The 24,974-nt window shown below is 75.8% G+C and carries 21 protein-coding genes; 13 read left to right on the top strand and 8 right to left on the bottom strand.

Annotated elements, in window-relative coordinates:
- The first annotated feature begins 31 nt into the window (after positions 1-31).
- From ACYVOF_RS13230 to ACYVOF_RS13245, 4 genes are all read left to right on the top strand, one after another.
- The gene (locus ACYVOF_RS13230) at positions 32-991 is read left to right on the top strand and encodes a permease (protein ID WP_460867175.1); all 960 of its coding nucleotides are present in this window, start codon (positions 32-34) and stop codon (positions 989-991) included.
- Positions 988-2,325, top strand: coding sequence for an L-seryl-tRNA(Sec) selenium transferase (selA, locus tag ACYVOF_RS13235; protein ID WP_460867177.1), 1,338 nt, complete (start codon positions 988-990; stop codon positions 2,323-2,325). The genes ACYVOF_RS13230 and selA overlap by 4 nt, the downstream gene beginning before the upstream one ends.
- A 9-nt stretch (positions 2,326-2,334) precedes the next feature.
- On the top strand, positions 2,335-4,122 hold the full coding sequence (locus tag ACYVOF_RS13240; protein ID WP_460867179.1) for a SelB domain-containing protein: 1,788 nt from the start codon (positions 2,335-2,337) through the stop codon (positions 4,120-4,122).
- Positions 4,123-4,231: 109 nt separating this feature from the next.
- Positions 4,232-4,813: a hypothetical protein gene (locus ACYVOF_RS13245; RefSeq protein WP_460867181.1), complete on the top strand. Its 582-nt coding sequence runs from the start codon at positions 4,232-4,234 to the stop codon at positions 4,811-4,813.
- Positions 4,814-4,891: 78 nt separating this feature from the next.
- On the opposite strand, the gene nrfD is transcribed toward ACYVOF_RS13245, so the two are convergent.
- From nrfD to ACYVOF_RS13270, 5 genes are all read right to left on the bottom strand, one after another.
- A complete protein-coding gene (gene nrfD / locus ACYVOF_RS13250) occupies positions 4,892-5,860 on the bottom strand; it encodes an NrfD/PsrC family molybdoenzyme membrane anchor subunit (protein ID WP_460867231.1) in 969 nt (322 codons plus the stop codon).
- Positions 5,861-5,952: 92 nt separating this feature from the next.
- Positions 5,953-6,981, bottom strand: coding sequence for a 4Fe-4S dicluster domain-containing protein (locus ACYVOF_RS13255; RefSeq protein WP_460867183.1), 1,029 nt, complete (start codon positions 6,979-6,981; stop codon positions 5,953-5,955).
- A complete protein-coding gene (gene fdh, locus ACYVOF_RS13260; RefSeq protein ID WP_460867185.1) occupies positions 6,981-10,184 on the bottom strand; it encodes a formate dehydrogenase in 3,204 nt (1,067 codons plus the stop codon). Before fdh ends, ACYVOF_RS13255 begins: the two co-directional genes overlap by 1 nt.
- Positions 10,185-10,458: 274 nt before the next feature.
- Positions 10,459-11,490, bottom strand: a complete 1,032-nt coding sequence (locus ACYVOF_RS13265; protein ID WP_460867186.1) for an aspartate-semialdehyde dehydrogenase — start codon at positions 11,488-11,490, stop codon at positions 10,459-10,461.
- Between the two features lie 58 nt (positions 11,491-11,548).
- Complete coding sequence (locus tag ACYVOF_RS13270) at positions 11,549-12,814, bottom strand: aspartate kinase (RefSeq protein ID WP_460867188.1); 1,266 nt, start codon at positions 12,812-12,814, stop codon at positions 11,549-11,551.
- A gap of 127 nt (positions 12,815-12,941) precedes the next feature.
- Here ACYVOF_RS13270 and ACYVOF_RS13275 point away from each other — a divergent pair, with 127 nt between their 5' ends.
- Genes ACYVOF_RS13275 through kynU form a run of 3 tightly spaced genes read left to right on the top strand, consistent with a single transcriptional unit; the run spans position 12,942 to position 16,097 of the window.
- Entirely contained in the window at positions 12,942-14,243 is a 1,302-nt protein-coding gene (locus tag ACYVOF_RS13275) for a hypothetical protein (RefSeq protein WP_460867189.1), read from the top strand.
- Entirely contained in the window at positions 14,243-14,833 is a 591-nt protein-coding gene (locus ACYVOF_RS13280) for a nitroreductase family protein (RefSeq protein ID WP_460867191.1), read from the top strand. Before ACYVOF_RS13275 ends, ACYVOF_RS13280 begins: the two co-directional genes overlap by 1 nt.
- Complete coding sequence (gene kynU, locus ACYVOF_RS13285; protein WP_460867193.1) at positions 14,826-16,097, top strand: kynureninase; 1,272 nt, start codon at positions 14,826-14,828, stop codon at positions 16,095-16,097. Before ACYVOF_RS13280 ends, kynU begins: the two co-directional genes overlap by 8 nt.
- A 66-nt stretch (positions 16,098-16,163) precedes the next feature.
- Here the strand turns inward: kynU and yaaA are convergent, their stop codons facing one another.
- Positions 16,164-16,940 carry a peroxide stress protein YaaA gene (gene yaaA, locus ACYVOF_RS13290; protein WP_460867194.1) on the bottom strand — a complete coding sequence of 259 codons (777 nt, stop codon included), beginning with the start codon at positions 16,938-16,940 and terminating at the stop codon, positions 16,164-16,166.
- Between the two features lie 96 nt (positions 16,941-17,036).
- Between yaaA and ACYVOF_RS13295 the strand changes: the two genes are divergently transcribed.
- Positions 17,037-17,708 (top strand): DUF427 domain-containing protein, encoded by a 672-nt coding sequence (locus tag ACYVOF_RS13295; RefSeq protein WP_460867196.1) that lies wholly within the window; start codon positions 17,037-17,039, stop codon positions 17,706-17,708.
- A 197-nt stretch (positions 17,709-17,905) separates the two neighbouring features.
- Positions 17,906-19,702, top strand: a complete 1,797-nt coding sequence (gene leuA / locus ACYVOF_RS13300; RefSeq protein ID WP_460867198.1) for a 2-isopropylmalate synthase — start codon at positions 17,906-17,908, stop codon at positions 19,700-19,702.
- 25 nt (positions 19,703-19,727) lie between these two features.
- Here leuA and ACYVOF_RS13305 read toward each other — a convergent pair whose 3' ends face one another.
- Positions 19,728-20,393, bottom strand: a complete 666-nt coding sequence (locus tag ACYVOF_RS13305; RefSeq protein ID WP_460867200.1) for a hypothetical protein — start codon at positions 20,391-20,393, stop codon at positions 19,728-19,730.
- A gap of 289 nt (positions 20,394-20,682) precedes the next feature.
- Between ACYVOF_RS13305 and ACYVOF_RS13310 the strand changes: the two genes are divergently transcribed.
- Positions 20,683-20,898 (top strand): hypothetical protein, encoded by a 216-nt coding sequence (locus ACYVOF_RS13310; protein WP_460867202.1) that lies wholly within the window; start codon positions 20,683-20,685, stop codon positions 20,896-20,898.
- A 10-nt stretch (positions 20,899-20,908) separates the two neighbouring features.
- Here the strand turns inward: ACYVOF_RS13310 and ACYVOF_RS13315 are convergent, their stop codons facing one another.
- A complete protein-coding gene (locus ACYVOF_RS13315; protein WP_460867203.1) occupies positions 20,909-21,964 on the bottom strand; it encodes a L,D-transpeptidase family protein in 1,056 nt (351 codons plus the stop codon).
- Positions 21,965-22,111: 147 nt separating this feature from the next.
- Between ACYVOF_RS13315 and ACYVOF_RS13320 the strand changes: the two genes are divergently transcribed.
- The 3 genes from ACYVOF_RS13320 to ACYVOF_RS13330 are packed head-to-tail and all read left to right on the top strand — an operon-like array spanning position 22,112 to position 24,973.
- A complete protein-coding gene (locus ACYVOF_RS13320) occupies positions 22,112-23,359 on the top strand; it encodes a MurT ligase domain-containing protein (RefSeq protein WP_460867205.1) in 1,248 nt (415 codons plus the stop codon).
- 47 nt (positions 23,360-23,406) lie between these two features.
- A complete protein-coding gene (locus tag ACYVOF_RS13325) occupies positions 23,407-24,180 on the top strand; it encodes a type 1 glutamine amidotransferase (protein WP_460867207.1) in 774 nt (257 codons plus the stop codon).
- Position 24,181: 1 nt separating this feature from the next.
- Positions 24,182-24,973 carry an acyl-CoA thioesterase domain-containing protein gene (locus tag ACYVOF_RS13330; RefSeq protein WP_460867209.1) on the top strand — a complete coding sequence of 264 codons (792 nt, stop codon included), beginning with the start codon at positions 24,182-24,184 and terminating at the stop codon, positions 24,971-24,973.
- Position 24,974: the final 1 nt, after the last annotated feature.

The raw sequence follows: 24,974 nt of genomic DNA on the forward strand, positions 1-24,974 counted from the left end.
CCTCGCCGCGGGGTTCGCCGTCGGCGTCGCCGTGCTGCTGACGTGGGCCAAGTGGCAGCCCTACGCGCTCAAGGTGCCCCGCACGGCCTCGACGCACACGCTGGGCACCTCGTTCGTCACCGGCAGCTCGGCCACCGGGAACGCGGTGTCGCTGTCGACGGGCCTGTCCTTCGCCCGCTCCTACTTCCTCGCGATCTGGCCCGCCCTGGTCGCCGCCCTGCTCATCGCCGCCGCGGTGCAGGTGCTGCTGCCGAGCGCGTGGCTGGCCCGGACCCTGGGCCGCGGCCGCGGCGGGGCGCTGCGCGGCGGGGCGCTGGCCACCCCGTCGATGATGTGCACCTGCTGCGCCGCCCCCATCGCGGTGGGCCTGCGGCGACGACGGGCCAGCACGGGAGCCACCCTCGCGTTCTGGCTCGGCAACCCGGCGCTGAACCCGGTGGTGCTGGTGCTGTGCGCGCTCGTCCTGCCGTGGCAGTGGGCGCTGCTGCGCGGCCTCGGCGGGGTGGCCGTGGTCGGCGGGGTCGTCGCGCTCAGCCGCGCCCGCGGGCAGGAGGTGCCCGCCCCGGATGCCGCGGCCCCGGTCGAGGGCCCACTCGGTCGCGCCTTCCTCACCCGCCTCGGCGGGCTCGCGGTGCGGCTGCTGCCGGAGTACCTGGTCCTCGTCGTCGCGCTGGGCGCCTTCTCCGGCGTGCTCGTCTCCGGCACCGTCGCGCTGGGCTCCGGGGTGCTGGCCGCGCTGGTGCTGGCCGTGGCCGGGACGCTGCTGCCCATCCCCACCTCCGCCGAGGTGCCGGCGGTCTCCGCGCTGCTGCTGCTCGGGGTCGGGGCGCCGGTGGCCGCGGCCCTGCTGGTCACGCTGCCGGCGCTGAGCCTGCCGTCGCTGGTGATGGTGCGGCGCGTGTTCCCCGCCCGGGTGCTGGCGGCGACCACCGCGTGGGTGGTCGTGGTGGGCCTGCTGACGTCGGTGGCCGCGCTCGGCCTGGGCCTGTGACCGACGCGGACGGCGCCGGGCCGGACGGCGCCGGGTCGAGCGGCACGGACCCCCGCCGGCGGGTGCCGCGCACCGACACCCTGTTGGCCGACCCGGCGCTGGCCGCCGCGCTGGGCCGGCTGGGCCGCGAGGAGGTCAAGCGGGCCGTGACCGCGGTGCAGCAGCAGGTGCGCGCCGGCGACGTCGAGCCCGACGCCGCGGTGGGTGCGGTGCTGGCCGCGCTGCCCGGTGTGCCCGTCGAGCTCGCGCCCGTCCTCAACGCCACCGGGGTGCTGCTGCACACCAACCTCGGCCGCGCCGCGCTCTCCACCGCTGCCGTCGAGGCCCTGGCCCTGGCCGCCGGGGCCACCGACGTCGAGCTCGACCTCGCCACCGGGGCCCGGGGCCGGCGCGGCCGCGGGGCCATGGCCGCGCTGGCCGCGGCGGTGCCCGCCGCCGGCGGCGTCCACGTGGTCGGCAACGGGGCCGCGGCGCTGGTGCTGGCCGCGACCGCGCTTGCCGGCGGCGGCCGCGAGATGGTCATCGCCCGCGGCGAGATGGTGGAGATCGGCGACGGGTTCCGGCTGCCCGACCTGCTCGAGTCCACCGGGGCCCGGCTCCGCGAGGTCGGCACCACCAACCGGGTGACCCGCGAGGACTACGCCCGCGCCGTGGGGCCGAGCACCGGGATGATCCTCAAGATCCACCCGTCGAACTTCGTCGTCCAGGGGTTCACCTCCTCGGTCGACGTGGGCGAGCTGCGCGGCCTCGGGGTGCCCGTCGTCGCGGACATCGGCTCCGGGCTGCTCGCACCGCACCCCCGGCTGCCCGACGAGCCCGACGCCGCCACGACGCTGACCGCCGGCGCCGACCTCGTCATCTGCAGCGGGGACAAGCTGCTCGGCGGGCCGCAGGCCGGGCTGTTGCTCGGCGACGCGGACCTCGTGCACCGGCTGCGGCGCCACCCCCTGGCCCGGGCGCTGCGGGTGGACAAGCTGACCCTGGCCGCGTTCGAGGCCACCCTGCGCGGGCCCGAGACCCCCACCGCCCGGGGCCTGGCCACCACGCCCGCTGCTCTGCACGCGCGGGCGCACCGCCTGGCCGAGCGGCTCGCCGGGGCCGGCGTCGATGCCCAAGCCGTCGCCTCCGACGCGCAGGTCGGCGGGGGTGGCGCCCCCGGGGTCGTGCTGCCCAGCGCGGCGGTCTCGCTGCCCGAGGAGGCGGCGGTGGCGCTGCGCACCGGTCGGCCCGCCGTGCTCGGCCGGGTGGAGCGCGGCCGCTGCCTGCTCGACCTGCTCGCCGTCGACCCCGCCGAGGACGAGACGCTGCTCGCCGCCGTGCTCGCCCTGGCCTGAGGGGCGCCCGTGCACGTGCTCGCGACCGCCGGTCACGTCGACCACGGCAAGTCCACCCTGGTCCGCGCGCTGACCGGGATGGAGCCCGACCGGTGGGCGGAGGAGAAGCGCCGCGGCATGACCCTCGACCTCGGCTTCGCCTGGACCGAGCTCGGCACCACGGCCGGCGGGACGACGACGGTGGCGTTCGTCGACGTCCCCGGCCACGAGCGCTTCGTCCCCACCATGCTCGCCGGGGTGGGCCCGGTGCCCGCCGCCCTGGTGGTGGTGGCCGCGGACGAGGGGTGGATGCCGCAGTCCGCCGAGCACCTCGACGCCCTGGCCGCGCTCGGCGTCGCCCACGGCCTGCTCGTGGTCACCCGCAGCGACCTCATGGACCCCGAGCTGGCACTGGACGACGCGCGGGACAACCTGGCCGGCACCGCCCTGGCCGACGTCGACGCCGTCGCCGTCTCGGCCGCGACGGGGGCGGGCCTGCCCGAGCTGCGCACCGCCATCGCCGCGCTGGTGGCCGGGCTGCCCGAGCCCGACGCCACCGCCGACGTGCGGCTGTGGGTGGACCGCGCGTTCACCGTCCGCGGCGCGGGGACCGTCGTCACCGGCACCCTCGCGGCCGGCACGCTGCGGGTGGGCGACGAGCTGGAGCTGGCCGGGCCGGGCGGGACCGTGCGGCGGGCCGGGGTGCGCGGGCTGCAGTCCCTGGGCCGCACCGAGACCGCGGTGCCCGCCGTGGCCCGGGTCGCGGTCAACGTGCGCGGCGTCGGCGTCGAGGAGGTGCCCAGGGGCAGCGCGCTGCTCACCCCGGGGCGGTGGCGGCGGACCGACGTGCTCGACGTCCGGGTCCGGCCGGTGCGCGGCGAGGCGGTCGAGCTGCCCACCCACGGGGTGCTGCACGTGGGTGCCGCCGCGGTGCCGGCCCGGGTGCGCCCGCTCGGCCCGGACGACGGGACGGCCCGGCTGACGCTGGACCACCCGCTGCCGCTGCGGATCGGCGACCGCGCCGTGCTGCGTGACGCCGGGGCCCGCCGCGTCGTCGGGGGCGTCGTCGTGCTCGACCCCGCCCCGCCCTCGCTGCGCCGCCGGGGCGCCCCGGTGGCCCGGGCCGCCGCGCTGGCCTGGGTGCACGGCCGCCCGGACGGGGCCGGCGAGCTGGCCCGGCGCGGGGTGGTCCGCGCCGACGACCTGGTCGCCCTCGGCGCGGACCTGCCCGCCGACGTCCCCGGGGAGGCGGGCTGGCTCGTCGACCCCGCCCTGCTGGAGCCGCTGCGGGCGCGGCTGCGCGAGGCCGTCCGCGCCCACGCCCGGCGCAGCCCGCTCGACCCCGGCCTGCCCGTCGAGGCCGCCCGGCGCGCCCTGGACCTGCCCGACGCGCGGCTGCTCGGGCTGCTCGCGCAGGGGTTCGTGGTCCGCGACGGCCGGGTGCACGCGGCCGGCACGACGGCCGGGCTGCCCCCCGCGGTGGAGACGGCCGTGGTGGCGCTGACCGCGGAGCTCGCCGAGCACCCGTTCGCCGCCCCCGGGGCGCCGCGGCTGGCCGAGCTGGGCCTGGGGCCGCGCGAGCTGGCCGCGGCCGGGCGCGCGGGACGGCTGCTCAAGGTGGCCGACGGGGTGTGGCTGGCCCCGGACGCCCTGGAGCGGGCCACCGCGGTGCTGACCGGGCTGCCGCAGCCGTTCACCCCGGCCGACGCGCGCGAGGCGCTGGGCTCGAGCCGCCGCGTGGTGGTCCCCCTGCTCGAGCTGCTGGCCGCGCGGGGTCTCACCCGGCGTGACGAGGACGGCACCCACCGGGTCTCGTGACCCGACGGTCGTGATCGGTGTCGCTCTGAGTTGCGTAGCCTATGCAACAGTCGTACACCGGGAGGTGACGCCGGGACGACAGGCCCCGGCCCCGTCCTGGAGGTCCGACGTGTTCTCGTCCTCGATGTTCCCCCCGGTCGCCCTCGGCCTCTTCGGCCTGGGCACCGGCTACCTGATCTGGGGCCCGATGGAGCTCTTCGGGTTCCCGGCCCGTGACGCCTCGGTGGACCGCTCCGCCGGCTTCTGGGGCATCTGGCTGCCCGGGTTCTGCCAGTTCGTCACCGGCGTGATCCTGTTCGTCGGGCTGACCTGGTTCCAGGTGTTCACCGACGAGCCGGCGCTGTACATGGCCGCGCTCGCGTTCAGCGCGTACGGCATCCACTGGTTCGTGCTGGGCTGGAACCGCTACCGCGGCAACGACGACCGGCCCAACGCGGGCATGTCGATCGCGTTCATGGTGCTCAGCGTGCTCGGCGCGTTCGTGTTCTTCCACGAGGGCACCTGGGCGCTCGGCGTGCTGTTCACCGGGCTGTTCCTGGTCTACCTCTCCGAGTTCTTCGTCGCCCTGCAGGTCGGGCCCGTCGCGGTCAAGGCGATCGGCTTCTTCCACACCATCACCGGCGTCTGGCTGATGTACCTCACCGTCGCGGTCGTGCTCAACACCGCGCTCGGGTATTCCCTGCCCGCCTGACCCGACCGCGCGTGTAGCGGGCTTCCTGCGCGTCGACGGGCGTCGCGCGACGCAGGAAGCCCGCTACCTGCGGAGTGGTCAGCGGGCGGGCTGGGGAGCCGGGTCGTCGGAGCGCACGGGGCGTCCGGCGTCGACCCGGGCCCGCTGCGGCACCACGGTGTACTTCGGGTCCCGCGCGGAGGCCTGCCCGCCGTAGAAGATGCCGAACCGCGTCAGCGCCGAGCCCGCCATGAGCGAGACCCCCGCCGCGGCCGACACGGCGCGGCTGCGCCGGCCCAGCACCGAGAGCACGGCACCGGTGGCGGTGAGCGCCTTGGCGGCCTTGATCATCGTGCCCGGCCTGCCGGTGTGCAGCGGCTCGGCCGAGAGGCCCATCCGCTTCTCCATGTACTCCGACACGGCCAGCTCGACGACGGCACCGCCGACGGCCATGCGCCGGGCCGCGCCCGAGTCGTCGGTGGGCGCGAGCAGCATCCCGGCCCCGCCGGCCGCCGCGCACGCGGAGCCCACGAAGACGAACGGCAGCTCGAGGTGGGCGTCGTGCCACGTCGGGGTCGCGGTGTCCGACAGCAGGACCGCGGTGTAGGACGCCACCGCGGGGCCGGTCACGGCGGCGCCCAGCCCGGCGAGCCGGCCCAGCGTGGGGGCGGCCTTCCCGATCGCACTGCGCCGCAGCGCCCCCGGCAGCACGGGCAGCGTCTCGGACGCCGCGGCGAGGCCGGCCAGCGGGCTGTAGACCGACAGGATCCAGGTGCCGACGCTCATCGGCGAGGTCACCTTGGCCACCCGCAGCATGTGGTGGAAGCGCTCCGGCCGGCCGAGGTCGTGCACCAGCGCCGCGAAGCTGACGGTGATGGCCCCGATCGCGGTCCAGCGCATGGGGACCCGCAGCGCCTCGTTGCCCTGCAGGTCGGCCCCCGCGGCCAGCAGCGACGAGCCGCCCGCCAGCCCGCCGAGGAACAGGTACACCGGGATGTCGACCTCCCACGGGGAGGCCTTGACGATGGGACGTCCGTAGTACGAGGTGAACTCGGCCGGGGGCACCATGAGCTGCTCGCCCCGCCCGCGGCCCTTCCCGCGGCGGCGCTGGCCGTCACGGGCGGGGACCGACGCGTTGGACGCGTTCGCCGTCGGCCCGGTCACCGCCGGCTCCCCAGGAACGCCACGGCCGCTCCGGCCAGCATGGTGCCCGCGGCCATCGCAGCCCGGCCCCACATCGCGGGCAGCGCCTTGGTCGTCACCACCGGGTCCGGCGGCAGGCCGTAGACCTCGGGCTTGTCGAGCAGCAGGAAGAACGCCCCCGCCCCGCCCACGCCGTCGGCCGGGTCGTGACCGTAGAGCTGGGCGTCGGCGACGCCGGCCTCGACGAGCTCGTTGACCCGGACGTCGGCGCGCTGGCGCAGCTCGTCGAGGTCACCGAACTGGATGGACTGGGTGGGGCACGCCTTGGCGCACGCCGGCTCCATGCCCTCGCCGAGCCGGTCGTAGCAGAGGGTGCACTTCTGGGCCACGCCGACGGCGACGTCGGCCACCCCGTGCGAGGTCTGGTCCTTGGGGCCCTCGCGGCGCTCGATGACGCCGTACGGGCAGGCGGGCACGCAGTACCCGCAGCCGTTGCAGATGTCGTCCTGCACCACGACGGTCCCGAACTCGGTGCGGAACAGCGAGCCCGTGGGGCACACGTCGAGGCACGCGGCGTGCGTGCAGTGCTTGCAGACGTCGGACTCCATGAGCCAGCGGAACGGCACGCCCTGGTCCTCGCCGCCCGCCCCGGGCAGCGCCGGCACCGGCATCCCCAGGTCGACCGAGGCCGCCGCGGGCGGCGGGGCGGGCTCGCCCTGGCCCCCGGCGAGGGAGAGCACGTCGAGGCCGGCGTGCGAGTCGTCGTGCACGACCCCGGCCGCCTGCTCGCCGAAGTGCTTGGGCTGCTCGATGAACGCGACGTGGCGCCAGGTGGAGGCACCGAGGCCGATGGAGTTGTCGTAGCTCATGCCGGTCAGCGACATGCCGTCCTCCGGCACCGCGTTCCACTCCTTGCACGCCACCTCGCAGGCCTTGCAGCCGATGCAGATCGAGGTGTCGGTGAAGAAGCCCTTGCGCGGCGGCGGGTCGACCCACCCGGCGTCGCGCGCCGGGTCCACCGGCCCGTAGAAGCTGTTGCGGTCCATCAGATCCCCATCCCGGTCTCGGACGTGATGCCGGCGCGGTCCCGGTAGGCCTGGACGTAGTCGAGCAGGGCGGGCCCGCGGGGGCGCCGACCGGGCTGCACGTCGCAGGCCGTGGACTTCGTGGCGTGGATGTGCACGTTCGGGTCGAGCAGGGCGGGCAGCAGCTCGTTCGCCCCGTCGCCCGTGGAGATGCCGTTCTGGCCCCAGTGGTAGGGCAGGCCCACCTGGTGGAGCACCTTGCCGCCCACCGTCAGCGCGCTCATCCGCTCGGTCACCAGCACCCGCGCCTCGATGGCCGTGCGGGCCGTGGTGATCGTGGCCCAGCCCAGGTGGTCCAGGCCCCGCTCCGCGGCCAGCTCGGGGCTGACCTCGCAGAAGAACTCCGGCTGCAGCTCGGAGAGGTAGGGCAGCGTGCGGCTCATCCCCCCGGCCGTGTGGTGCTCGGTCAGCCGGTAGGTGGTGAACACGAACGGGAAGACCTCGCTGCCCGGCTCGTCCCCGCTGGGCTGGTACAGGTTGTCCGGCCGGCTGAACGCCTGCCGCATCGGGTTGGCCTGCTGGGTGTTCAGCGCGTTCTGCACCGGGGACTCCGGCGGCTCGTAGTGCGTGGGCAGCGGGCCGTCACCGACGCCGCTGGGCACGTAGAGCCACGCCTTGCCGTCCGCCTGCATGATGAACGGCTCGTCGCCGGCGATGGCCGCCTGCGCGGTGGCCCCCGCCGGAGGCCGGTAGTCCGGCCGCTTGGTCGCCTCGAAGTCGGGGACGTCGTGCCCGGTCCAGCGCCCGGCCTCCTCGTCCCACCAGACGTACTTCTTGCGCTCGCTCCACGGCTTGCCGTCCGGGTCGGCCGACGCGCGGTTGTAGAGCGTGCGGCGGTTCGCCGGCCACGCCCAGCCCCACTCGGCGGCCACGTAGTCCTGCTCGGAGCCGGGCTTGCGGCGCGCGGACTGGTTCACCCCGTCGGCGTAGACCCCGGTGTAGATCCAGCAGCCCGCCGTGGTCGAGCCGTCCTCGGCCAGCTCGGTGTACGAGCTGAGCGGCGCGCCGTCGGGGCCGCGGCCGTTGACCTCGGCCAGCACGGCCTCCGCGTCCGGCTCGCCGGTCTCCTCGTCGACCGGGTAGTCCCACACCAGGTCCAGCAGCGGCCGGTCGCGCGGGTCGGTCGAGCCGGCCAGCTTCTCCTTGAGGATCCGGCCGAGGTGGTAGTAGAACCACAGCTCGCTCCTGGCGTCACCCGGCGGCTCGACGGCCTCGTGGTGCCACTGCAGCATCCGCTGGGTGTTGGTGAAGGTGCCCGACTTCTCGGTGTGCGAGGCGGCGGGCAGGAAGAAGATCTCCGTCCCGACGTCCTCGGTGCGCATCTCCCCGGTCTGCACCTCCGGGCCGTCCTGCCAGAACGTGGCCGACTCGATCATCACCAGGTCGCGGACGACCAGCCAGTCGAGGTTGGCCATGCCCTGGCGCTGCATCTTCGCGTTCGCGCTGCCCACCGCCGGGTTCTGCCCGACGAGGAAGTAGCCGCCACCGCCCTCGTCGATCTGGCGCTGCACCGTCTCGTAGGTGCTGTGGTCGGCGTCGATCCGCGGCAGGTAGTCGTAGGCGAAGTCGTTGCCGGCCGTGGCCGCGTCGCCCCACCACGCCTTGAGCAGGCTCGTCATGTAGGCCCGCGAGTTGCCCCAGAACCCGGTGCTGGTCTGCGCGGCGACGAACTCGTCGAGGGTGCGGTGCTGGCTGCGGCTGGGCATCGGCAGGTAGCCGGGCAGCAGGTTGAACAGCGTCGGGATGTCCGTGGAGCCCTGGATGCTGGCGTGCCCGCGCAGCGCGAGGATGCCGCCGCCGGGCCGGCCGATGTTGCCCAGCAGCGTCTGCAGGATCGCCGCGGTGCGGATGTACTGCACGCCCACCGTGTGGTGGGTCCAGCCGACCGCGTAGGCGAAGGCCGTGGTCCGCTCCCGGCCCGAGTTCCGCGTCACCTCGTCGCAGATGCGCGCGAAGTCCTCCGGCGGGGTGCCGCAGACCTCCTGCACCATCTCCGGGGTGTAGCGGGCGAAGTGCCGCTTGAGGATCTGGTAGACGGTCCGCGGGTCGGTCAGCGTCGGGTCCTGCTTGGGCTCGTTCAGCGTGCCCCCGGCGCTGAGCGCGTCGGAGTCGGTGCCCCCCGAGTCGCCGGCCCCGGCGTCCTCCGCGTCGCCCTCCTGGTACTTCCACGACGACGTGTCGTACTTCCGCGTCTCGGGGTCCCAGCCGGAGAACAGCCCGCCGAGGTCCTCGGAGTCGACGTAGTCCTCGCTGACCAGCGACGCGGCGTTGGTGTAGGCGAGCACGTACTCGCGGAAGTCCAGCTCGTTGCTCAGGACGTGGTTGATGATGCCGCCGAGGAACGCGATGTCCGACCCCGCGCGCAGCGGGACGTGGACGTCGGCGACCGCGGAGGTGCGGGTGAACCGCGGGTCCACGTGGATGATCGTGGCGCCCTTGGCCTTCGCCTCCATCACCCACTGGAAGCCAACCGGGTGGGCCTCGGCCATGTTCGAGCCCTGGATGACGATGCAGTCAGCGTTGGCGAGGTCCTGCAGGAAGGAGGTCGCGCCGCCGCGACCGAACGAGGTTCCCAGACCGGGAACGGTGGAGCTGTGTCAAATGCGCGCCTGGTTCTCCACCTCCACCGCGCCGAGCGCGGTGTAGAGCTTCTTCATGAGGTAGTTCTCCTCGTTGTCCAGCGTCGCCCCGCCCAGGCTGGCCAGCCCGTGGGTGCGCCGGACGGGCTCGCCGTCGACCTCGTCGACCCAGAAGTCCTCACGGGCCTTGAGCACGCGGTCCGCGATCATGTCCATGGCGGTGTCGAGCGGCAGGTCGGTCCACTCCGTGGCGTGCGGCGCGCGGTAGCGGACGGTGGTGACACGGCCGGGGGAGGTCACCAGCTGGGTGCTCGCCGAGCCCTTGGGGCAGAGCCGGCCGCGGGAGACGGGGCTGTCGGGGTCGCCCTCGATCTGGACGACCTTCTCGTCCTTGACGTAGACGTTCTGCCCGCAGCCGACGGCGCAGTAGGGGCAGATGCTCTTGACCACGCGGTCCGCGGTGACGGTCCGGTTCGGGCTGGCGCCGGTCTTGGGCGACTTGCTGCCCGCGCCGCGGCCGAGGCCGTCGTTGCCGGTCACCTGCCGGAGGACCGGCCAGTCGAGCATCGTCTTGCGCAGGTCCACGGGGGCTCCTCCGGTGGTGCAGGTGGGACGACGATCACGCTACCGCGCACGCCCGGGCGGGGCTCGCGGGGCGGGGTCCGGACGGGCCGCTGCGGGAGCGCGCGCCGCCACCGCGCGGCGACCCGGCCGGGCGCGTCGCTGCGGTGGGTGACCGGTCGGGCACACCCGGCGGGACGGGGACGACCACTCGTCCCGTCGCGGCGGGCCGTCCTCCGGTCCGGGCCCGCAGGAGTGGGCACAGCGTCCCGGCCCGGGGTCGGTCGGGCGTGCGCGGTCAGCGCCGGGCGGCGACCAGCTCGGCGATCTGCACGGCGTTGAGCGCGGCGCCCTTGCGCAGGTTGTCGTTGGCCACGAACAGGGCCAGCCCACGACCCTGAGGGGCGCCCTCGTCGGCCCGGACGCGGCCGACGAACGACGGGTCCGCGCCGGCGGCGGCGAGCGGGGTCGGCACGTCGGCCAGCTCGACCCCGGGCGCACCGGCGAGCAGCTCGAGCGCCCGCTCCGGGCTGATCGGCCGCGCGAACTCCGCGTTGATGCTCAGGCTGTGCCCGGTGAAGACGGGCACGCGCACGCAGGTGCCCGAGACGAGCAGCTCGGGGATGCCGAGGATCTTGCGGCTCTCGTTGCGGAGCTTCTGCTCCTCGTCGGTCTCGGCCAGGCCGTCGTCGACGATGCTGCCGGCCAGCGGGATGACGTTGAACGCGATGGGGGCGACGTACTTGGCCGGGGCGGGGAAGATGACCGCGCCGCCGTCGTGGGTGAGCTCGCGCAGCTGCCCGGCCGGGGCGGCCGCGACCTGGGAGGCGAGCTCCTCGACGCCGCCGAGCCCGCTGCCGGAGACGGCCTGGTAGGTGCTGACGACGAGGCGGACGAGGCCGGCCTCGGCGTGCAGCGGGGCCAGCACCGGCATGGCGGCCATGGTCGTGCAGTTGGGGTTGGCGATGATGCCCTTGCGGGCGTCGCCGATCGCGTCGGGGTTGACCTCGCTGACCACGAGCGGGACGTCGGGGTCCATGCGCCAGGCCGAGGAGTTGTCGATGACGACCGCACCGGCCTCGGCGTAGCGCGGGGCCAGCGCCTTCGACGTGGACCCGCCGGCGGAGAACAGCGCGAGGTCGAGCCCGGTGAGGTCGGCGGTGGCGGCGTCCTCGACGGTGACCTCGGTGCCGTCCCAGTCCAGCGTCGACCCGGCGGAGCGGGCGCTGGCGAAGTAGCGCATCTCGCTGACGGGGAAGCCCCGCTCGGCGAGCAGCCGGCGCATCACCCCGCCGACCTGGCCGGTGGCCCCGACGACGCCGACCCTCACCGCGACACTCCCCTGTGAACGGAACCTCGCGTCATGGCTGCAGAAATCACACACGGGCTCATCGGCCGGTCCCCCCGTAGACGGTGGCTTCCTCGTCCGCGCCGAGCTCGAAGGCGGCGTGCAGGGCGCGCACCGCGTCGTCGAGCTGGGTGTCGCGGCACAGCACGGAGATGCGGATCTCCGAGGTGGAGATGAGCTCGATGTTGACCCCGGCCTCGGCGAGCGCCTCGCAGAACGTGGCCGTCACCCCGGGGTGGCTGCGCATGCCCGCACCGACGAGGGAGACCTTGCCGACCTGGTCGTCGTAGAGCACCTGGGCGAAGCCGACCTCGGCCTGCATCCCGGACAGCTTCTCCACGGCGGTGTGCCCGTCGGCGCGCGGCAGGGTGAAGGTGAGGTCGGTCAGCCCCGTCGAGGCGGCCGAGACGTTCTGCAGCACCATGTCGATGTTGATCTCGGCGTCGGCGACGGCCCGGAAGATCGCGGCGGCGCGGCCGGGGATGTCCGGCACGCCGACCACGGTCACCTTGGCCTCGGAGCGGTCGTGCGCGACGCCGGTGAGGATGGCCTGTTCCACGGGGATGTCCTCCATCGACCCGGACACCACGGTGCCGGGCCTGGTCGAGTACGACGAGCGCACGTGCACGGGCACGTCGTAGCGGCGGGCGTACTCCACGCAGCGGAGCATGAGCACCTTCGCCCCCGCCGACGCCATCTCCAGCATCTCCTCGTAGGAGACGGTGTCGAGGCGGCGGGCGTCGGGGACGATGCGCGGGTCGGCGGAGAACACCCCGTCGACGTCGGTGTAGATCTCGCACACGTCGGCGTGCAGCGCGGCGGCCAGCGCCACGGCGGTGGTGTCGGAGCCGCCGCGCCCCAGCGTGGTGATGTCCTTGGAGTCCTGGCTGACGCCCTGGAACCCGGCGACGAGGACTATCGCGCCTTCGTCGAGCGCGGTGCGCACCCGGCCGGGCGTCACGTCGATGATCTTGGCCTTGCCGTGCGCGCCGGTGGTGATGACGCCGGCCTGCGAGCCGGTGAAGCTGCGCGCTTCGGCCCCCAGGGAGTGGATGGCCATGGCGACCAGCGCGTTGGAGATGCGCTCGCCCGAGGTCAGCAGCATGTCCATCTCGCGCGGCGGCGGGACGGGCGCGACCTGGCGGGCGAGGTCGAGCAGCTCGTCGGTGGTGTCGCCCATCGCGGAGACCACGACGACGACCTCGTTGCCCTGCTTGCGGGTGGCGACGATGCGCTCGGCCACCCGGCGGATCCGCTCGGCGGTGGCGACCGACGAGCCCCCGTACTTCTGCACGACGAGCGCCACGCTGGTCCCCGCCTCCTCGTCCGCAGGTCGGGTCCGTCCACCGGTCCCGGGTCGGGCACACCCTACCGAGCGTCGCGGGCCGGTTTCCGTCGCAGGCCCGACGGGGCGGCCGATACCCTTGGCGACCGTGCCGACGACAACCCGCACGGCGGGCGCCACCCGCGCACCCGACCGCGACGGGGCCCTGGCCCCCGGGCCCGGCACGGACGAGCCGACCACCCCCGCCGCTGCCCCCACGGCCCCGGCCGCCGGGCCCGCCGAGGCACCGGTCGCGGACGCCCCGCGCACCCGGCGCCGGCTGCGGCCGGCCCGCTGGGCGCTGGCGGCGGCCGCGCTGTACCTCGCCGTCCGCGGCGTCGGGGTGCTGGTGCTCGCGTGGATGGCCGGGCGCAACGGCACCGACCTGTCGGCCGCGCTCACCAAGTGGGACGGGCAGTGGTTCCTCGGCCTGGCCGGGGGCGGGTACGACGGCGTGCCCGCCCGGCTGACCGACGCCTACGGCCTGCGGGACTCGACCACCGCGCTCGCGTTCTTCCCCGGCTACCCCGCGCTGGTCGCCGCCGTGGCCGCCGTGCCCGGGGTCGGCCTGTTCGCCGCCGCGATCGGGCTCAACGTCGTCCTCGGCGTCGTCGCCGCGCTCGGGGTCGCCCGGCTCGGCGCGCTGGCCACCGGCAGCCCGCGGGCCGGCACCCTGCTGGTCCTGCTCTACGCGGCCGCCCCGATGGGGGTCGCGCTGTCGATGGCGTACTCGGAGACCCTGTTCTGCGCGCTCGCCGCCTGGGCGCTGGTCGGGGTGCTGGAGCGGCGCTGGCTGCTGGCCGGCGTCGCGACGCTGCTCGCGGGGCTGGTCCGTCCCACCGCGGCCGCCCTGCTCGTCGCCGTCGGGCTCGCGCTGCTGGTGGCCCTGGTGCGCAGCCACGGCTGGCGGCCCCGGCTGCGGGTGCTGCTGGCCGGCGCACTCGCCCCGCTCGGCCTGCTGGCCTACCTCGGCTGGGTGGGCGCACGAACCGGGTCCTGGGACGGCTGGTTCTCGCTGCAGCGCCGGGGCTGGGCGTCGGGGTTCGACGGCGGCCGCGCCACCTGGGGCTACACCCTCGACGTGCTCAGCCACGGCCGCACCGTGCTCGAGGTCGTCAGCGTGCTGCTGCTCGCGGCGAGCCTGGTGCTGCTCGTGGTCTCGGTGCGCACCCGCGTGCCGTGGCCGGTGTGGGTCTACGGCGCCGGCGTGGTCGTCATGGTCGTCACCTCCAACGGGCTGATGACCTCCAAGGCCCGGCTGCTGCTGCCCGCGTTCGTGCTGCTGGCCCCGGCGGCCCGGGTGCTGGCCCGGCAGAGCGGGCCCGTGCGCTGGTGGGTGGGGACCGGGATCGCCCTGGCCAGCGCCTGGTTCGGCGCCTACACCCTCGCGGTGTACCCGTTCGCGATCTGATGGCCGACCCCGGGGCCGACGGCCCGCACGGCGTGCACCCGCTGCTGGCCGCCCGCTGGAGCCCCCGCGCGCTCGACCCCGCCGCGGTGGTGGCGGACGACGCGGTGCGGGCGGTGCTCGAGGCGGCCCGCTGGGCGGCGTCCTACGGCGACACCCAGCCCTCGCGCTTCGTCGTCACCCGGCGCGGGACCGACGCGTTCGACGCCCTCGTCGCCACCCTGACCGCGCGCAACCGCACCTGGGTGCCGGCCGCCGGGGTGCTGCTGCTGGCCTGCGCGCAGCGGGAGAACCGCAAGGGCCCGCTGAGCCACGCCCGGTTCGACCTCGGGCAGGCCGTGGCCCAGCTGCAGCTGCAGGCGGTGGCGGAGGGGCTCGTCGCGCACGTCGTCGGCGGGTTCGACCCCACCGCCGCCCGCTCGGTCCTCGGCGTGCCCGCGCCGTACGACCCGGTGGTGCTCGTCGCCCTGGGCCACCTCGCGGGGCCAGGCACGGCCGCCCCCGAGCTCGAGGAGCGCGACGCCCGGGAGCGCCGCCGGTTGCCCCTCGACGAGCTCGCGTTCGACGGCCGCTGGGGCGAGCCCCGTGGGTGACGGCTGCACCCAGGACGCGAGGTCGCGTCCACGGTCCCCGGACGCCGCCGAGCTGGACGCGGCCGACCCGCTGGCCCACCTGCGGGACCGGTTCGTGCTGCCCGAGGGCGTGGTCTACCTCGACGGGAACTCCCTGGGCGCCATGCCCGTCGACGCCCCCGCCGCCCTCGCCCACGCCACCGCGACCCAGTGGGGGCAGCGGCTGATCGGCTCGTGGAACGCCACCGGGGACGACCCCGGCTGGGTGGAGCTGCCCGGCCGCGCCGCGGCCGCGCTCGCCCCGCTGCTCGGCGCGGACCCCGACGAGGTGCTCGTCACCGACTCAACCACCCGCAACCTGCAGACGCTGCTGCTCGTGGCGCTGCGGCTGCGGCCCGGGCGCCGCGTCGTGGTCATGGAGCGCCGCACCTTCCCCACCGACGTCTACGCCGCGCAGGGGGTCGTCGACCTCGTCGGGGGCGCGCTGCGGCTCATCGACGGGCCCGACGACCTGCCCGACGCGCTGCGTGACGACGTGGCCGTGCTCGCCGTGACCGAGGTCGACTTCCGCACCGGGTACCGCTGGGACGTCGCCGCGGCGACCCGCGCCGCGCACGACGCCGGGGCGCTCGCGCTGGTCGACCTGTGCCACTCGACCGGGGCGCTGGAGGTGGACCTGCACGCCTGGGGCACCGACCTCGCCGTGGGGTGCGGCTACAAGTTCCTCAACGGCGGGCCGGGCGCGCCCGCGCACCTCTACGTGGCCCGCGCGCTGCACGACGGGCTGCCGGTGCCGCTGCCCGCCTGGTGGGGGCACGACGCGCCGTTCGCCATGTCCGGGCACTTCACCCCCGCGCCGGGGGTGCAGCGCCTGGCGGGGGGCACGCCCCCGGTGCTCTCGCTGGTCGCGCTGCTGGCCGGGCTGCGCAGCCTCGACGGGGTGAGCGGGGCGGCCCTGGGGGCGAAGGCGACGGCGCTCACGGCCCACCTGCTCGACCGCCTGGCCGCGGTCTGCCCCGAGCTGGAGCCCGCCAGCCCGCGCGAGGACGTCCGCCGCGGCGCGCAGGTGAGCGTGCGCCACCCCGCCGCCTGGGGGGTCGTGCGCGCGCTGGCCGAGCGCGGGGTGGTCGGGGACTTCCGCGAGCCCGACGTGGTCCGCCTCGGCCTGGCCCCCGCGTACACCCGCTTCGCCGACGTCGAGGCGGCGGTGGCCGCGCTGCGGGCGGTGCTCGACGCCGGCGAGCAGGACGACCCGCGGTGGGCCACCCGGCCGGCCGTCACCTAGGCACGCTGCTTTTCTCTGCGAGCGTCAGCGCACCACCCCGACGACCGAGGGTCCCCGGGACGGACCTCAGGTGCGGACGAAGGTGGGCTCGTCGGGGGTGGAGCGGTCGGCGTCGTAGCGGTACCCGGCCCCGTCGAAGCCGCGCAGGGCCCGCACCGAGCGCACCCGGTGGAGCACGAGCCACGCCGCCATCTCGCCGCGGGCCCGCTTGAACGGGAACGAGATGACGCGCAGCGTGCCCGACCGGTCGGGGTCGAGGAAGCGCGGCGTCACCACCCGCGCGTCGAGCCGGTCCTGGCGCACCACCGCCGAGTACTCCCGGGAGGCGAGGTCGATCACCACGTCCGGGCCCGGGGACGCCGCGAGGTCCGCGGCCACGAGGTCGGTGACGGTGTCGCCCCAGAAGTCGTAGAGGCCGTCCCCCCGCTCGGTGCGCAGCCGGGTCCCCATCTCCAGGCGGTAGGCCTGGGTGAGGTCGAGCGGGCGCAGCACCCCGTAGAGCCCGGACAGGATGCGCACCGTCTTCTGCGCCTCGGTCCAGTCCCGCTCGGCGAACCGCTCGCGGGCGGCCATGCCGCGGTAGACGTCGCCGTCGAAGAGCAGCGCCGCCGGCCGGGAGTCCCGCGGGGTGTGCTCGGTCGTCCACGCGGCGTAGCGCTCGACGTTGAGCTCGGCGAGCTCGTCGGAGAGGCTCATCAGCTCGGCGACCTCGGACGGCGCCTTGCCCCGCATCACCTCGACGAGCCGCGACGCCTCGTCCAGCAGCCGGGGCTGGGACCGCTTGCGGGTGGGCAGGGCCTTCTCGAGGTCCAGCGACTTGGCCGGGGACAGCAGCGCGAGCACCCCGCGACGATAGCCACGCCCGCCGCGCCCGGCCGGTGCGACGATGCCCGGCAGCCGCGGAGCGCGACCGCGGACCGCTGACGGACGGAGCCCGACGTGACCCGACCCGCCGCCGCGGGGATCACCCCCGGGCACTTCCCCGGCCCGCCCGTCACCACCGGGCACGTCGAGCCCTGCCCCCGGCGCATCCGGGTGCGCCACGGCGGGCGGTGGGTGCTCGACACGCTCGACGCGTTCTACGCCTGGGAGCACCCCCACTACCCGCAGTACGCCGTGCCCGCGGCCGGCCTGCCCGCGGCGCTGGCCGCCGCCGCCCGTCCCGCGCCGGACGACCCCCGGCTGGCGCACCACGTGGTGCTGGGCCTCGACGCCGGGGACGCCTGGTTCGAGGAGGACGAGCAGGTCCACGGCCACCCCCGCAGCCCCTACGTGCGGGTGGACGCGCTGCGGTCGCACCGCCGGGTCCGGGTGAGCCTCGACGGGGCCGTCCTCGCCGACTCCCCGGACGCGGTGGTGGTGTTCGAGACCGGGCTGCCGCCGCGCTTCTACCTCGACCCCACCCGGGTGGACCACGCGCTGCTCACCCCGAGCGGCACCGTCACCCGCTGCCCGTACAAGGGGGTCACCAGCGCGTACTGGCACGCCGGGGAGGTCATGGACGTGGCCTGGAGCTACGGCGCCCCCACCCTCGCGCTGGCGCCCGTCGCCGGCCTGGTCTGCTTCGACGACACCCTCGTCCGGGTCGACGTCGACCCCTCCGCCGGCTGAGCGGCGCAGCGGGCGCGCGGGCACCCGGTGCGCCGACGCTCGCAGAGAAAAGCGGGTATACGGTGGTGCCGTGCTGAGCGTGCGACTCCTCCTTCGTCGCCGCGCCGGGGTCTGACGCCAGACCGGCTCCCCGGCGCGGGGCAGTGCGACGCCGTCGCGCCGGTCGATCCGTCTGACGACCCTCCCGGAGACCCGAGATGACCCCGCCCCCCACCCCCAGCTCGCTCGGCCTGCACACCCCGGCCCGGCCCGCCCCCGCCGGCCAGCCGTCGTGGAACACCCAGCGCGGCTCCACGATGCCGACCCACCGCTACCGCAGCTTCGCCGACGAGGTCGAGCCGGTGAGCCTGCCCGACCGGACGTGGCCCGACGTCGTCATCGACCGGGCGCCGCTGTGGGGCGCGGTGGACCTGCGCGACGGCAACCAGGCCCTGATCGACCCGATGAGCCCGGCCCGCAAGCGCCGCATGTTCGACCTGCTGGTCCGCATGGGCTACAAGGAGATCGAGGTCGGCTTCCCCGCCGCAAGCCAGACCGACTTCGACTTCGTCCGCGAGATCATCACCGACGACGCGATCCCCGACGACGTGCACATCCAGGTGCTCACCCAGTGCCGGCCCGAGCTCATCGAGCGCACGTTCGAGGCCTGCGAGGGCGCCGACCGCGCCATCGTCCACGTGTACAACTCGACCTCGATCCTGCAGCGCCGCGTGGTGTTCCGCTCCGACCGCGAGCAGATCCGCCGCATCGCCACCGACGCGGGCGAGGAGACGCTGCGCTGGGCGGACAAGTACCCGGACACCGCGTGGCGCTGGGAGTACTCCCCGGAGAGCTACACCGGCACCGAGCTGGGCTACGCCGTCGAGGTGGCCAACGCGATGACCGAGCTGTGGCAGCCGACCCCGGACCGGCCGGTGATCGTCAACCTGCCCGCCACCGTGGAGATGGCCACCCCGAACGTCTACGCCGACTCCATCGAGTGGATGCACCGCCACCTGGAGCGGCGCGACTCGGTGGTGCTGAGCCTGCACCCGCACAACGACCGCGGCACGGCCGTGGCCGCGGCCGAGCTCGGCTTCCAGGCCGGCGCCGACCGCATCGAGGGCTGCCTGTTCGGCAACGGCGAGCGCACCGGCAACGTGTGCCTGGTGACGCTGGGCATGAACCTGTTCAGCCGCGGGGTGGACCCGCAGATCGACTTCTCCGACATCGACGAGGTCCGCCGCACCGTCGAGTACTGCAACCAGCTGCCGGTGCCCGAGCGCCACCCCTACGGCGGCGACCTCGTCTACACGGCGTTCTCCGGCAGCCACCAGGACGCGATCAACAAGGGCCTCGACGCCATGGCCGTCACCGCCGCGCAGCAGGGCGTGCCGGTCGAGGAGGTCGTCTGGGAGGTGCCCTACCTGCCCATCGACCCCAAGGACGTGGGCCGCACCTACGAGGCCGTCATCCGGGTGAACTCGCAGTCCGGCAAGGGCGGCGTGGCCTACCTGATGAAGGCCGACCACCAGCTCTCCCTGCCGCGCCGGCTGCAGATCGAGTTCTCCCAGGTGGTGCAGCAGGTCACCGACGCCGAGGGCGGCGAGGTCAGCTCGCAGGCCATGTGGGAGGTCTTCAGCCGCGAGTACCTCGAGCCGGTCACCCCGCTGGAGCGCATCCGGCAGAAGGTGACGGCGTCGGAGACCGACGGCGGGCTCGACGCGCTGACCGCCGTGGTCAAGGTCGACGGCGTCGAGAAGGAGGTCGACGGCACCGGCAACGGCCCGCTCGCCGCGTTCGTCGACGCCCTGGCCGAGCTCGACCTCGACGTGCGGGTGCTGGACTACTCCGAGCACGCCATGTCCGGCGGCGAGGACGCCACCGCCGCGGCCTACGTGGAGGCCGCGGTCGGCGGGGTCGTCGTGTGGGGCGTGGGCATCGCCCCGTCGATCACCACGGCGTCGCTGCGCGCGGTGGTCTCCGCGGTGAACCGGGCGGCCGCCCGGCGCTGAGCCCCGCAGGGCCGGGGGCCGGGCGTCAGTGACCGCGGTTGCGGCGCTCGGCCTCCTGGGCGTTCATCTCCCGGTCGGCCTTGCGCCGCTGCTCCTCGGCGAACGCCGCCTTGTCCACGGGGGCCGCGGCGTCGACGTGGTGCCCGACGAGGTGGTGCTCGTCCCCGGGGCTGGCGGGCTCGAGGTCGACCTCGGCCAGCGCGGCGGCCGCGTCCGCGCGGGCCTGCTCGGCCTCGACGGCGTCGGCCAGGTCGACCGGCTCAGGAGCGGGCTCGGGGGTGGGCGCGGGGGTCGTGGCCCCGGGAGAGGTCGGCTCGGGGGTCACCGCGCCGGTCTCGGCGCCGACCTCCGGCTCCCCGGCAGCCGCGGTGCCGGTCTCGGCCCCGCGGAACGGCGGCGCCGGGTCCGCGGGGGGCGGGCCCGCCGGGGAGGCGGAGCTGGACCACGCGTCGGGCCGGCGCGAGCTGTCGGCCGACTCCCGCAGCCGAGCGCCGCGCTGCACCAGCGCGTCGTCCTCCAGCACCATCCCGACGAGCTGGTCGGCCGTGCCGAGCACGCGGCTCAGCGTGGCGCGGGGCTCGTCGCCCGCGGCGACGACCGAGCCGAGCGCGCGCTCCACCGTGTGGAACGGGATGCGCGCGACGGTGTAGGCGGGTCGCAGCGCCGAGCGGGCGAGGGTCGACAGGTCCACGGGTGATCAGCTCCAGGGCGTGGTGGGGTGAGGGCCCCAGCCTGCGCGAGCGGGCTCCGGGCCGCCAACCCGCCCCCACCGCGGGCCACCGGGGTCGTCGCGCGAGCCCCCCGACGACGGCTACAGTCCTGCCCGGCCCGTCGAGACACCGTGCTGGCCGCACCTGACCGCCGACCCGCGCCACCCACCACCGGGTGTGCCCGCGACCGTGCGACGCGTGACCGAGCGAGGCCCGACCCGAGCGGTGGGCCCCCGGCACGAGCGTCTCGTACCGCCCGTGAAAGGCCTCGTGACCGACACCGCCAGCTCACCCGCCCAGCAGCAGTCCCCCACCCCCGAGCACGACCACTGGTTCGGCGGCGCGTCCGGCGGCCGCGTCGTCATGACCGGTCTCGTCGGCACCAGCTCCGCGGTGGCCTGGTTCGCCAGCGCCTCCGTCCTCGTCGCGGTCCTCGCGGCCGCGCTGGTCCTCGTCGCCGCCGTGGTGGTCGTGCTCAGCCTCTGAGGGACCCCGGCTACGTCGTCGCCAGGTCGACGACGGGGTGCTGGGCCGGGTCGAGGAACTGCAGCAGCGCCACCACGTCGGCCGCGGGCACGGCGACGCACCCCGCGGTCGGCGCTCCGTTCGTGACGTGGATGAAGAACGCCGAGCCGGCGCCCGGCACCCGCGCGGTGTTGTAGTCCATGACCACCGCGTAGCCGTAGACCGCGCCGGAGAGGTAGAGGTTCTCCGACGCCCCGCCCGGGCTCGCCACCTGCCGCACGTGCGTGTTGTAGGTGGGGCTGGCGGGGTTCTCGTCCCACCAGTCGAGGGCGTCGGTGCGGAAGTAGGGCAGCGCGGTGCCCGTCGGCGCCGGCTGGCGGCCGAACGCCTGGCTCAGCCCGTACACCCCGGCCGGGGTGGTGGGCACCGACTCGCTGGCCTGCCCGATGCCGGTCGGACCCACCTGCGCGGCCACCGGGCCGATCACCGACACCCAGCCGGGCCCGTCGCGGCGGAACGCCTGCAGCGTCGCGGCCGAGGAGCCCGGCGCCGCGGTGACGGTGACGACCTGACCGGCGTCGCCGGAGTAGGGCACGGGCAGGCCCACGACGACCTGGCCGTCCGGGGCCAGGGTGCTGACCCGGCCCGTCGCGTCGTCCACCACGAGGGTGCCGTGCTCGAAGTCCTGCGCGCGGCCCCCGGCGACGGGGTGCTCGTCGTCCGTCGCGTAGCCCAGCGGGCCGGTGCCGGGGCCCTGCTGCACCCAGGCCAGCAGGATCGCGCCCTGCGCGGTGTGCGCCCCGGTGGCGGCCGACCACGTGATCGCGTGGACCCCGTCGAGGGAGAAGCCGCTGAGGTACACCGCCCCGCTGCCCCCGGCCAGCGGCAGCTCGGGCAGCACCTGGAACCCCAGCGGACCGCCCGGACCGCCCAGCTCGGCGTAGCGGGTGGCGATGGGGCTGCCGGCGGCCGCGGCGGCGCCGGGCGCGGCGAGCAGCAGCCCCAGCAGCGCCGCGACGGCGGCCAGCACGGCGGTCCGCACGGTGGTGCGCGACGCCCGCGCGCGGGCCTGGACGGTCGACGGCACGGCTCTCCCCCGGTCTGCGGACCGGTGCACCGCGCACCGGTCGCCGGGGAGAGGGAACCACGCCGGGCCGCGCGGGTCGAGGGCCGTGACCGACCCCGCACCCCGTGGGTGGCCGGGTCGGCGGCACCGGGGTGGGAGACTGGGGCCATGGCCAGGATCAGCGCGCGGGGCCGTGCCGCGCTCGCCGTCGGCTCCGCCGCCGCGTGGGCGTCGCAGCGGGCGGGCCGTGGCAAGGGCGGGATGATCGGCGGGCTCGCCGCGATGACGCTGGACCGCTCGATCATGGGCCAGCTCGCGGCCGGGCGGCGCACCGTGCTGGTCACCGGCACCAACGGCAAGTCCACCACCACCCGGATGACGGCCGCGGCGCTGCGCACCGTCGACACCGTCGCCAGCAACGTCGACGGCGCGAACATGGACGCGGGCCTCGTGGCCGCGCTCGCCGAGGACCGCCGCGCCCCGCTGGCGGCGCTCGAGGTCGACGAGCTGCACCTGCCCCACGTCTCGGACTTCGTCGACCCCGCCGTGGTGGTGCTGCTCAACCTCAGCCGCGACCAGCTCGACCGGGTCGGGGAGATCATGATGATCGAGCGGCGGCTGCGCGCCGGCCTGCTGCGCCACCCCGACGCGATCGTCGTCGCCAACTGCGACGACGTGCTGGTCACCTCGATCGCCTACGACAGCCCCCACGTGGTGTGGGTGGCGGCGGGCGGCGGCTGGGCCGGGGACTCCGTCGGCTGCCCCCGCTCCGACGGCCAGATCGTCTGGGAGGGCACCCACTGGCGCTCCACCGGCGACGAGTCCTTCGTCCGGCCGGAGCCCGACTGGTGGCTCGACGACGACGTGCTGCACGGCCCCGTCGGGGTCGAGCTGCCGATGCACCTCGCGCTGCCCGGCCGGGCCAACCGCGGCAACGCCGCGCAGGCGGTGGCCGCGGCGGTGGCGATGGGCGCGGAGCCCGGGGCCGCGGTGCGGGCGGCCGAGGGCGTCGAGGAGGTGGCCGGGCGCTACCGCACCGTGCAGGTCGGGCCCCACGAGGTGCGGATGCTGCTGGCCAAGAACCCCGCCGGGTGGCAGGAGGCGCTGTCCATGGTGGACCGTGACGCCCCCGGGCTGGTGGTCTCGGTCAACGGGCAGGTGCCCGACGGGACGGACCTGTCGTGGCTGTGGGACGTCCGCTTCGAGGACTTCGAGGGGGTGCGCGTGGTGGCCGCCGGGGAGCGGGCCGCCGACCTCGGGGTGCGGCTGACCTACGGCGGCGTCGAGCACGGGCTCGTCCCGGACACCCTGCGCGCCATCGCGTCCTGCCCACCGGGCCGGGTCGAGGTGCTGGCCAACTACACCGCGTTCCGCGACCTGAACCGCGCCATCGCCAAGGGGAGCAGCCATGTCTAGGCACGGGGTCGTCCTCAGGCACCGCGTCGTCCGGATCGGGGGGCACCGTGGCTGAGTCGACCCTGCGCATCGGCCTGCTGCTGCCCGACGTGATGGGCACCTACGGCGACGGCGGCAACGCCCTGGTGCTGCGCGGCCGCGCCCGGCTGCGCGGCACCGACGCCGAAATCGTCCCCATCACCCTCGACGGCGGCGTGCCCGCCGACTGCGACGTCTACACCCTGGGCGGCGGGGAGGACGTCGCGCAGACGCTGGCCACCCGCCACCTCGCACGCCACCGCGGGCTGCACGAGGCCGTGGAGCGCGGCACGCCCGTGCTCGCGGTGTGCGCGGGCCTGCAGGTGCTGGGCCACTTCTACGTCGGCTCCGACGGCGCGCGCGTCGACGGCCTGGGCCTGCTCGACGTCACCACCGCCCCGCAGGAGACGCGCGCCATCGGCGAGCTGCTGGTCGAGCCCACCGCCGAGGGGCTGACCGAGAAGCTCACCGGGTTCGAGAACCACCGCGGCGGCACCACGCTCGGCGCCGACGCCCGGCCGCTGGGCCGCGTGGTGCACGGGGTGGGCAACGGCACCGGCGACGGCCGGGAGGGCATGGTGCACGGCAGCATCGTGGCCACCTACCTGCACGGCCCCGTGCTGGCCCGCAACCCCGAGCTGGCCGACCTGCTGCTGGCCCGCGCGCAGGGCCTGGCGAGCCCGGCCGAGCTCGCCCCGCTCGACCTCGAGGAGGTCACCCTGCTGCGCCGCGAGCGCCTGGCGCACTCCCCCGCGCGCGCGGCCCGGCGGGGCTGGCGCGCCCGGCTGGCCCGGCGCGCCTGAGGTGGCCGCCCCCACCCGCGCCGACGCCTGGACCCGGTCCGGCAACCCGATGGCGCTGTTCCGGGTCACCCGGCCCGTCCACGTCGACGGCGGCTCGTCCACCGTCACCGAGATGGCCGTGGGGCCCTGGCTGACCGACGCCACGGGCCGGCCCACCCCGGCCGCCCTGGGCGTGCTGCTCGACGAGGCGCTCGGCTACAGCGTGTTCGCCGCCCGGCCGGCCGACACCGTCTCGGTGACCTCCGAGCTGGGCGTCGACCTGGCCCACGAGGTGCCGCCGGACGCGACCCGGCTCGTGGCCCGGACCGACGTGGTTGCGGTGCACCCCGACTGCGGGATGGCCGCGTGCCGCGTCGAGACCGACACCGGCGTCCTCGTCGCGCTCGGCACCACGTGGTGCCGCTTCCTGCCCGCCGCCGGGGCCCGGGTCGACGAGACCTACTTCGCCGACGGCCCCGTCCCCGACGACGACGTCCGCGCCCCCGCCCTGCTGGGCACCGACCCGGCGGCCGGGGTGCTGCAGCCGGTGGGCAGCCACGCCAACGGGCTGGGCAACGTCCACGGCGGGATCGTGCTCGGCGCCGCCACCCTCGCCGGCCGGGCCGCGCTGCCCGCCACGGCCACCACCACCTCGGTCCGCACCAGCTACCTGCGCCCCACCCTCCTCACCGGGCCGGTCGACCTCGCCGTCGAGGTGGTGCGGGCCGGGCGCACCGTCGGCGTGGCCCGGGTCGCCACGGTGGGGGCGGACGGGCGCACCACCACGGTCAGCACCGTCACCGGCCGTGCCTGAG

It is taken from the genome of Rhodococcus aerolatus (genome assembly GCF_054783215.1).

Excerpts from the sequence above, each read along its gene's own strand:
- nrfD (WP_460867231.1), bottom strand. The coding sequence starts at position 5,860 with ATGGTGCCCCCGGCCGAGTTCACCTCGTACTACGGACGTCCCATCGTC.
- ACYVOF_RS13255 (WP_460867183.1), bottom strand. The coding sequence starts at position 6,981 with ATGGACCGCAACAGCTTCTACGGGCCGGTGGACCCGGCGCGCGACGCC.
- ACYVOF_RS13280 (WP_460867191.1), top strand. The coding sequence starts at position 14,243 with ATGGCCGACCCCGGGGCCGACGGCCCGCACGGCGTGCACCCGCTGCTG.
- leuA (WP_460867198.1), top strand. The coding sequence starts at position 17,906 with ATGACCCCGCCCCCCACCCCCAGCTCGCTCGGCCTGCACACCCCGGCC.
- ACYVOF_RS13320 (WP_460867205.1), top strand. The coding sequence starts at position 22,112 with ATGGCCAGGATCAGCGCGCGGGGCCGTGCCGCGCTCGCCGTCGGCTCC.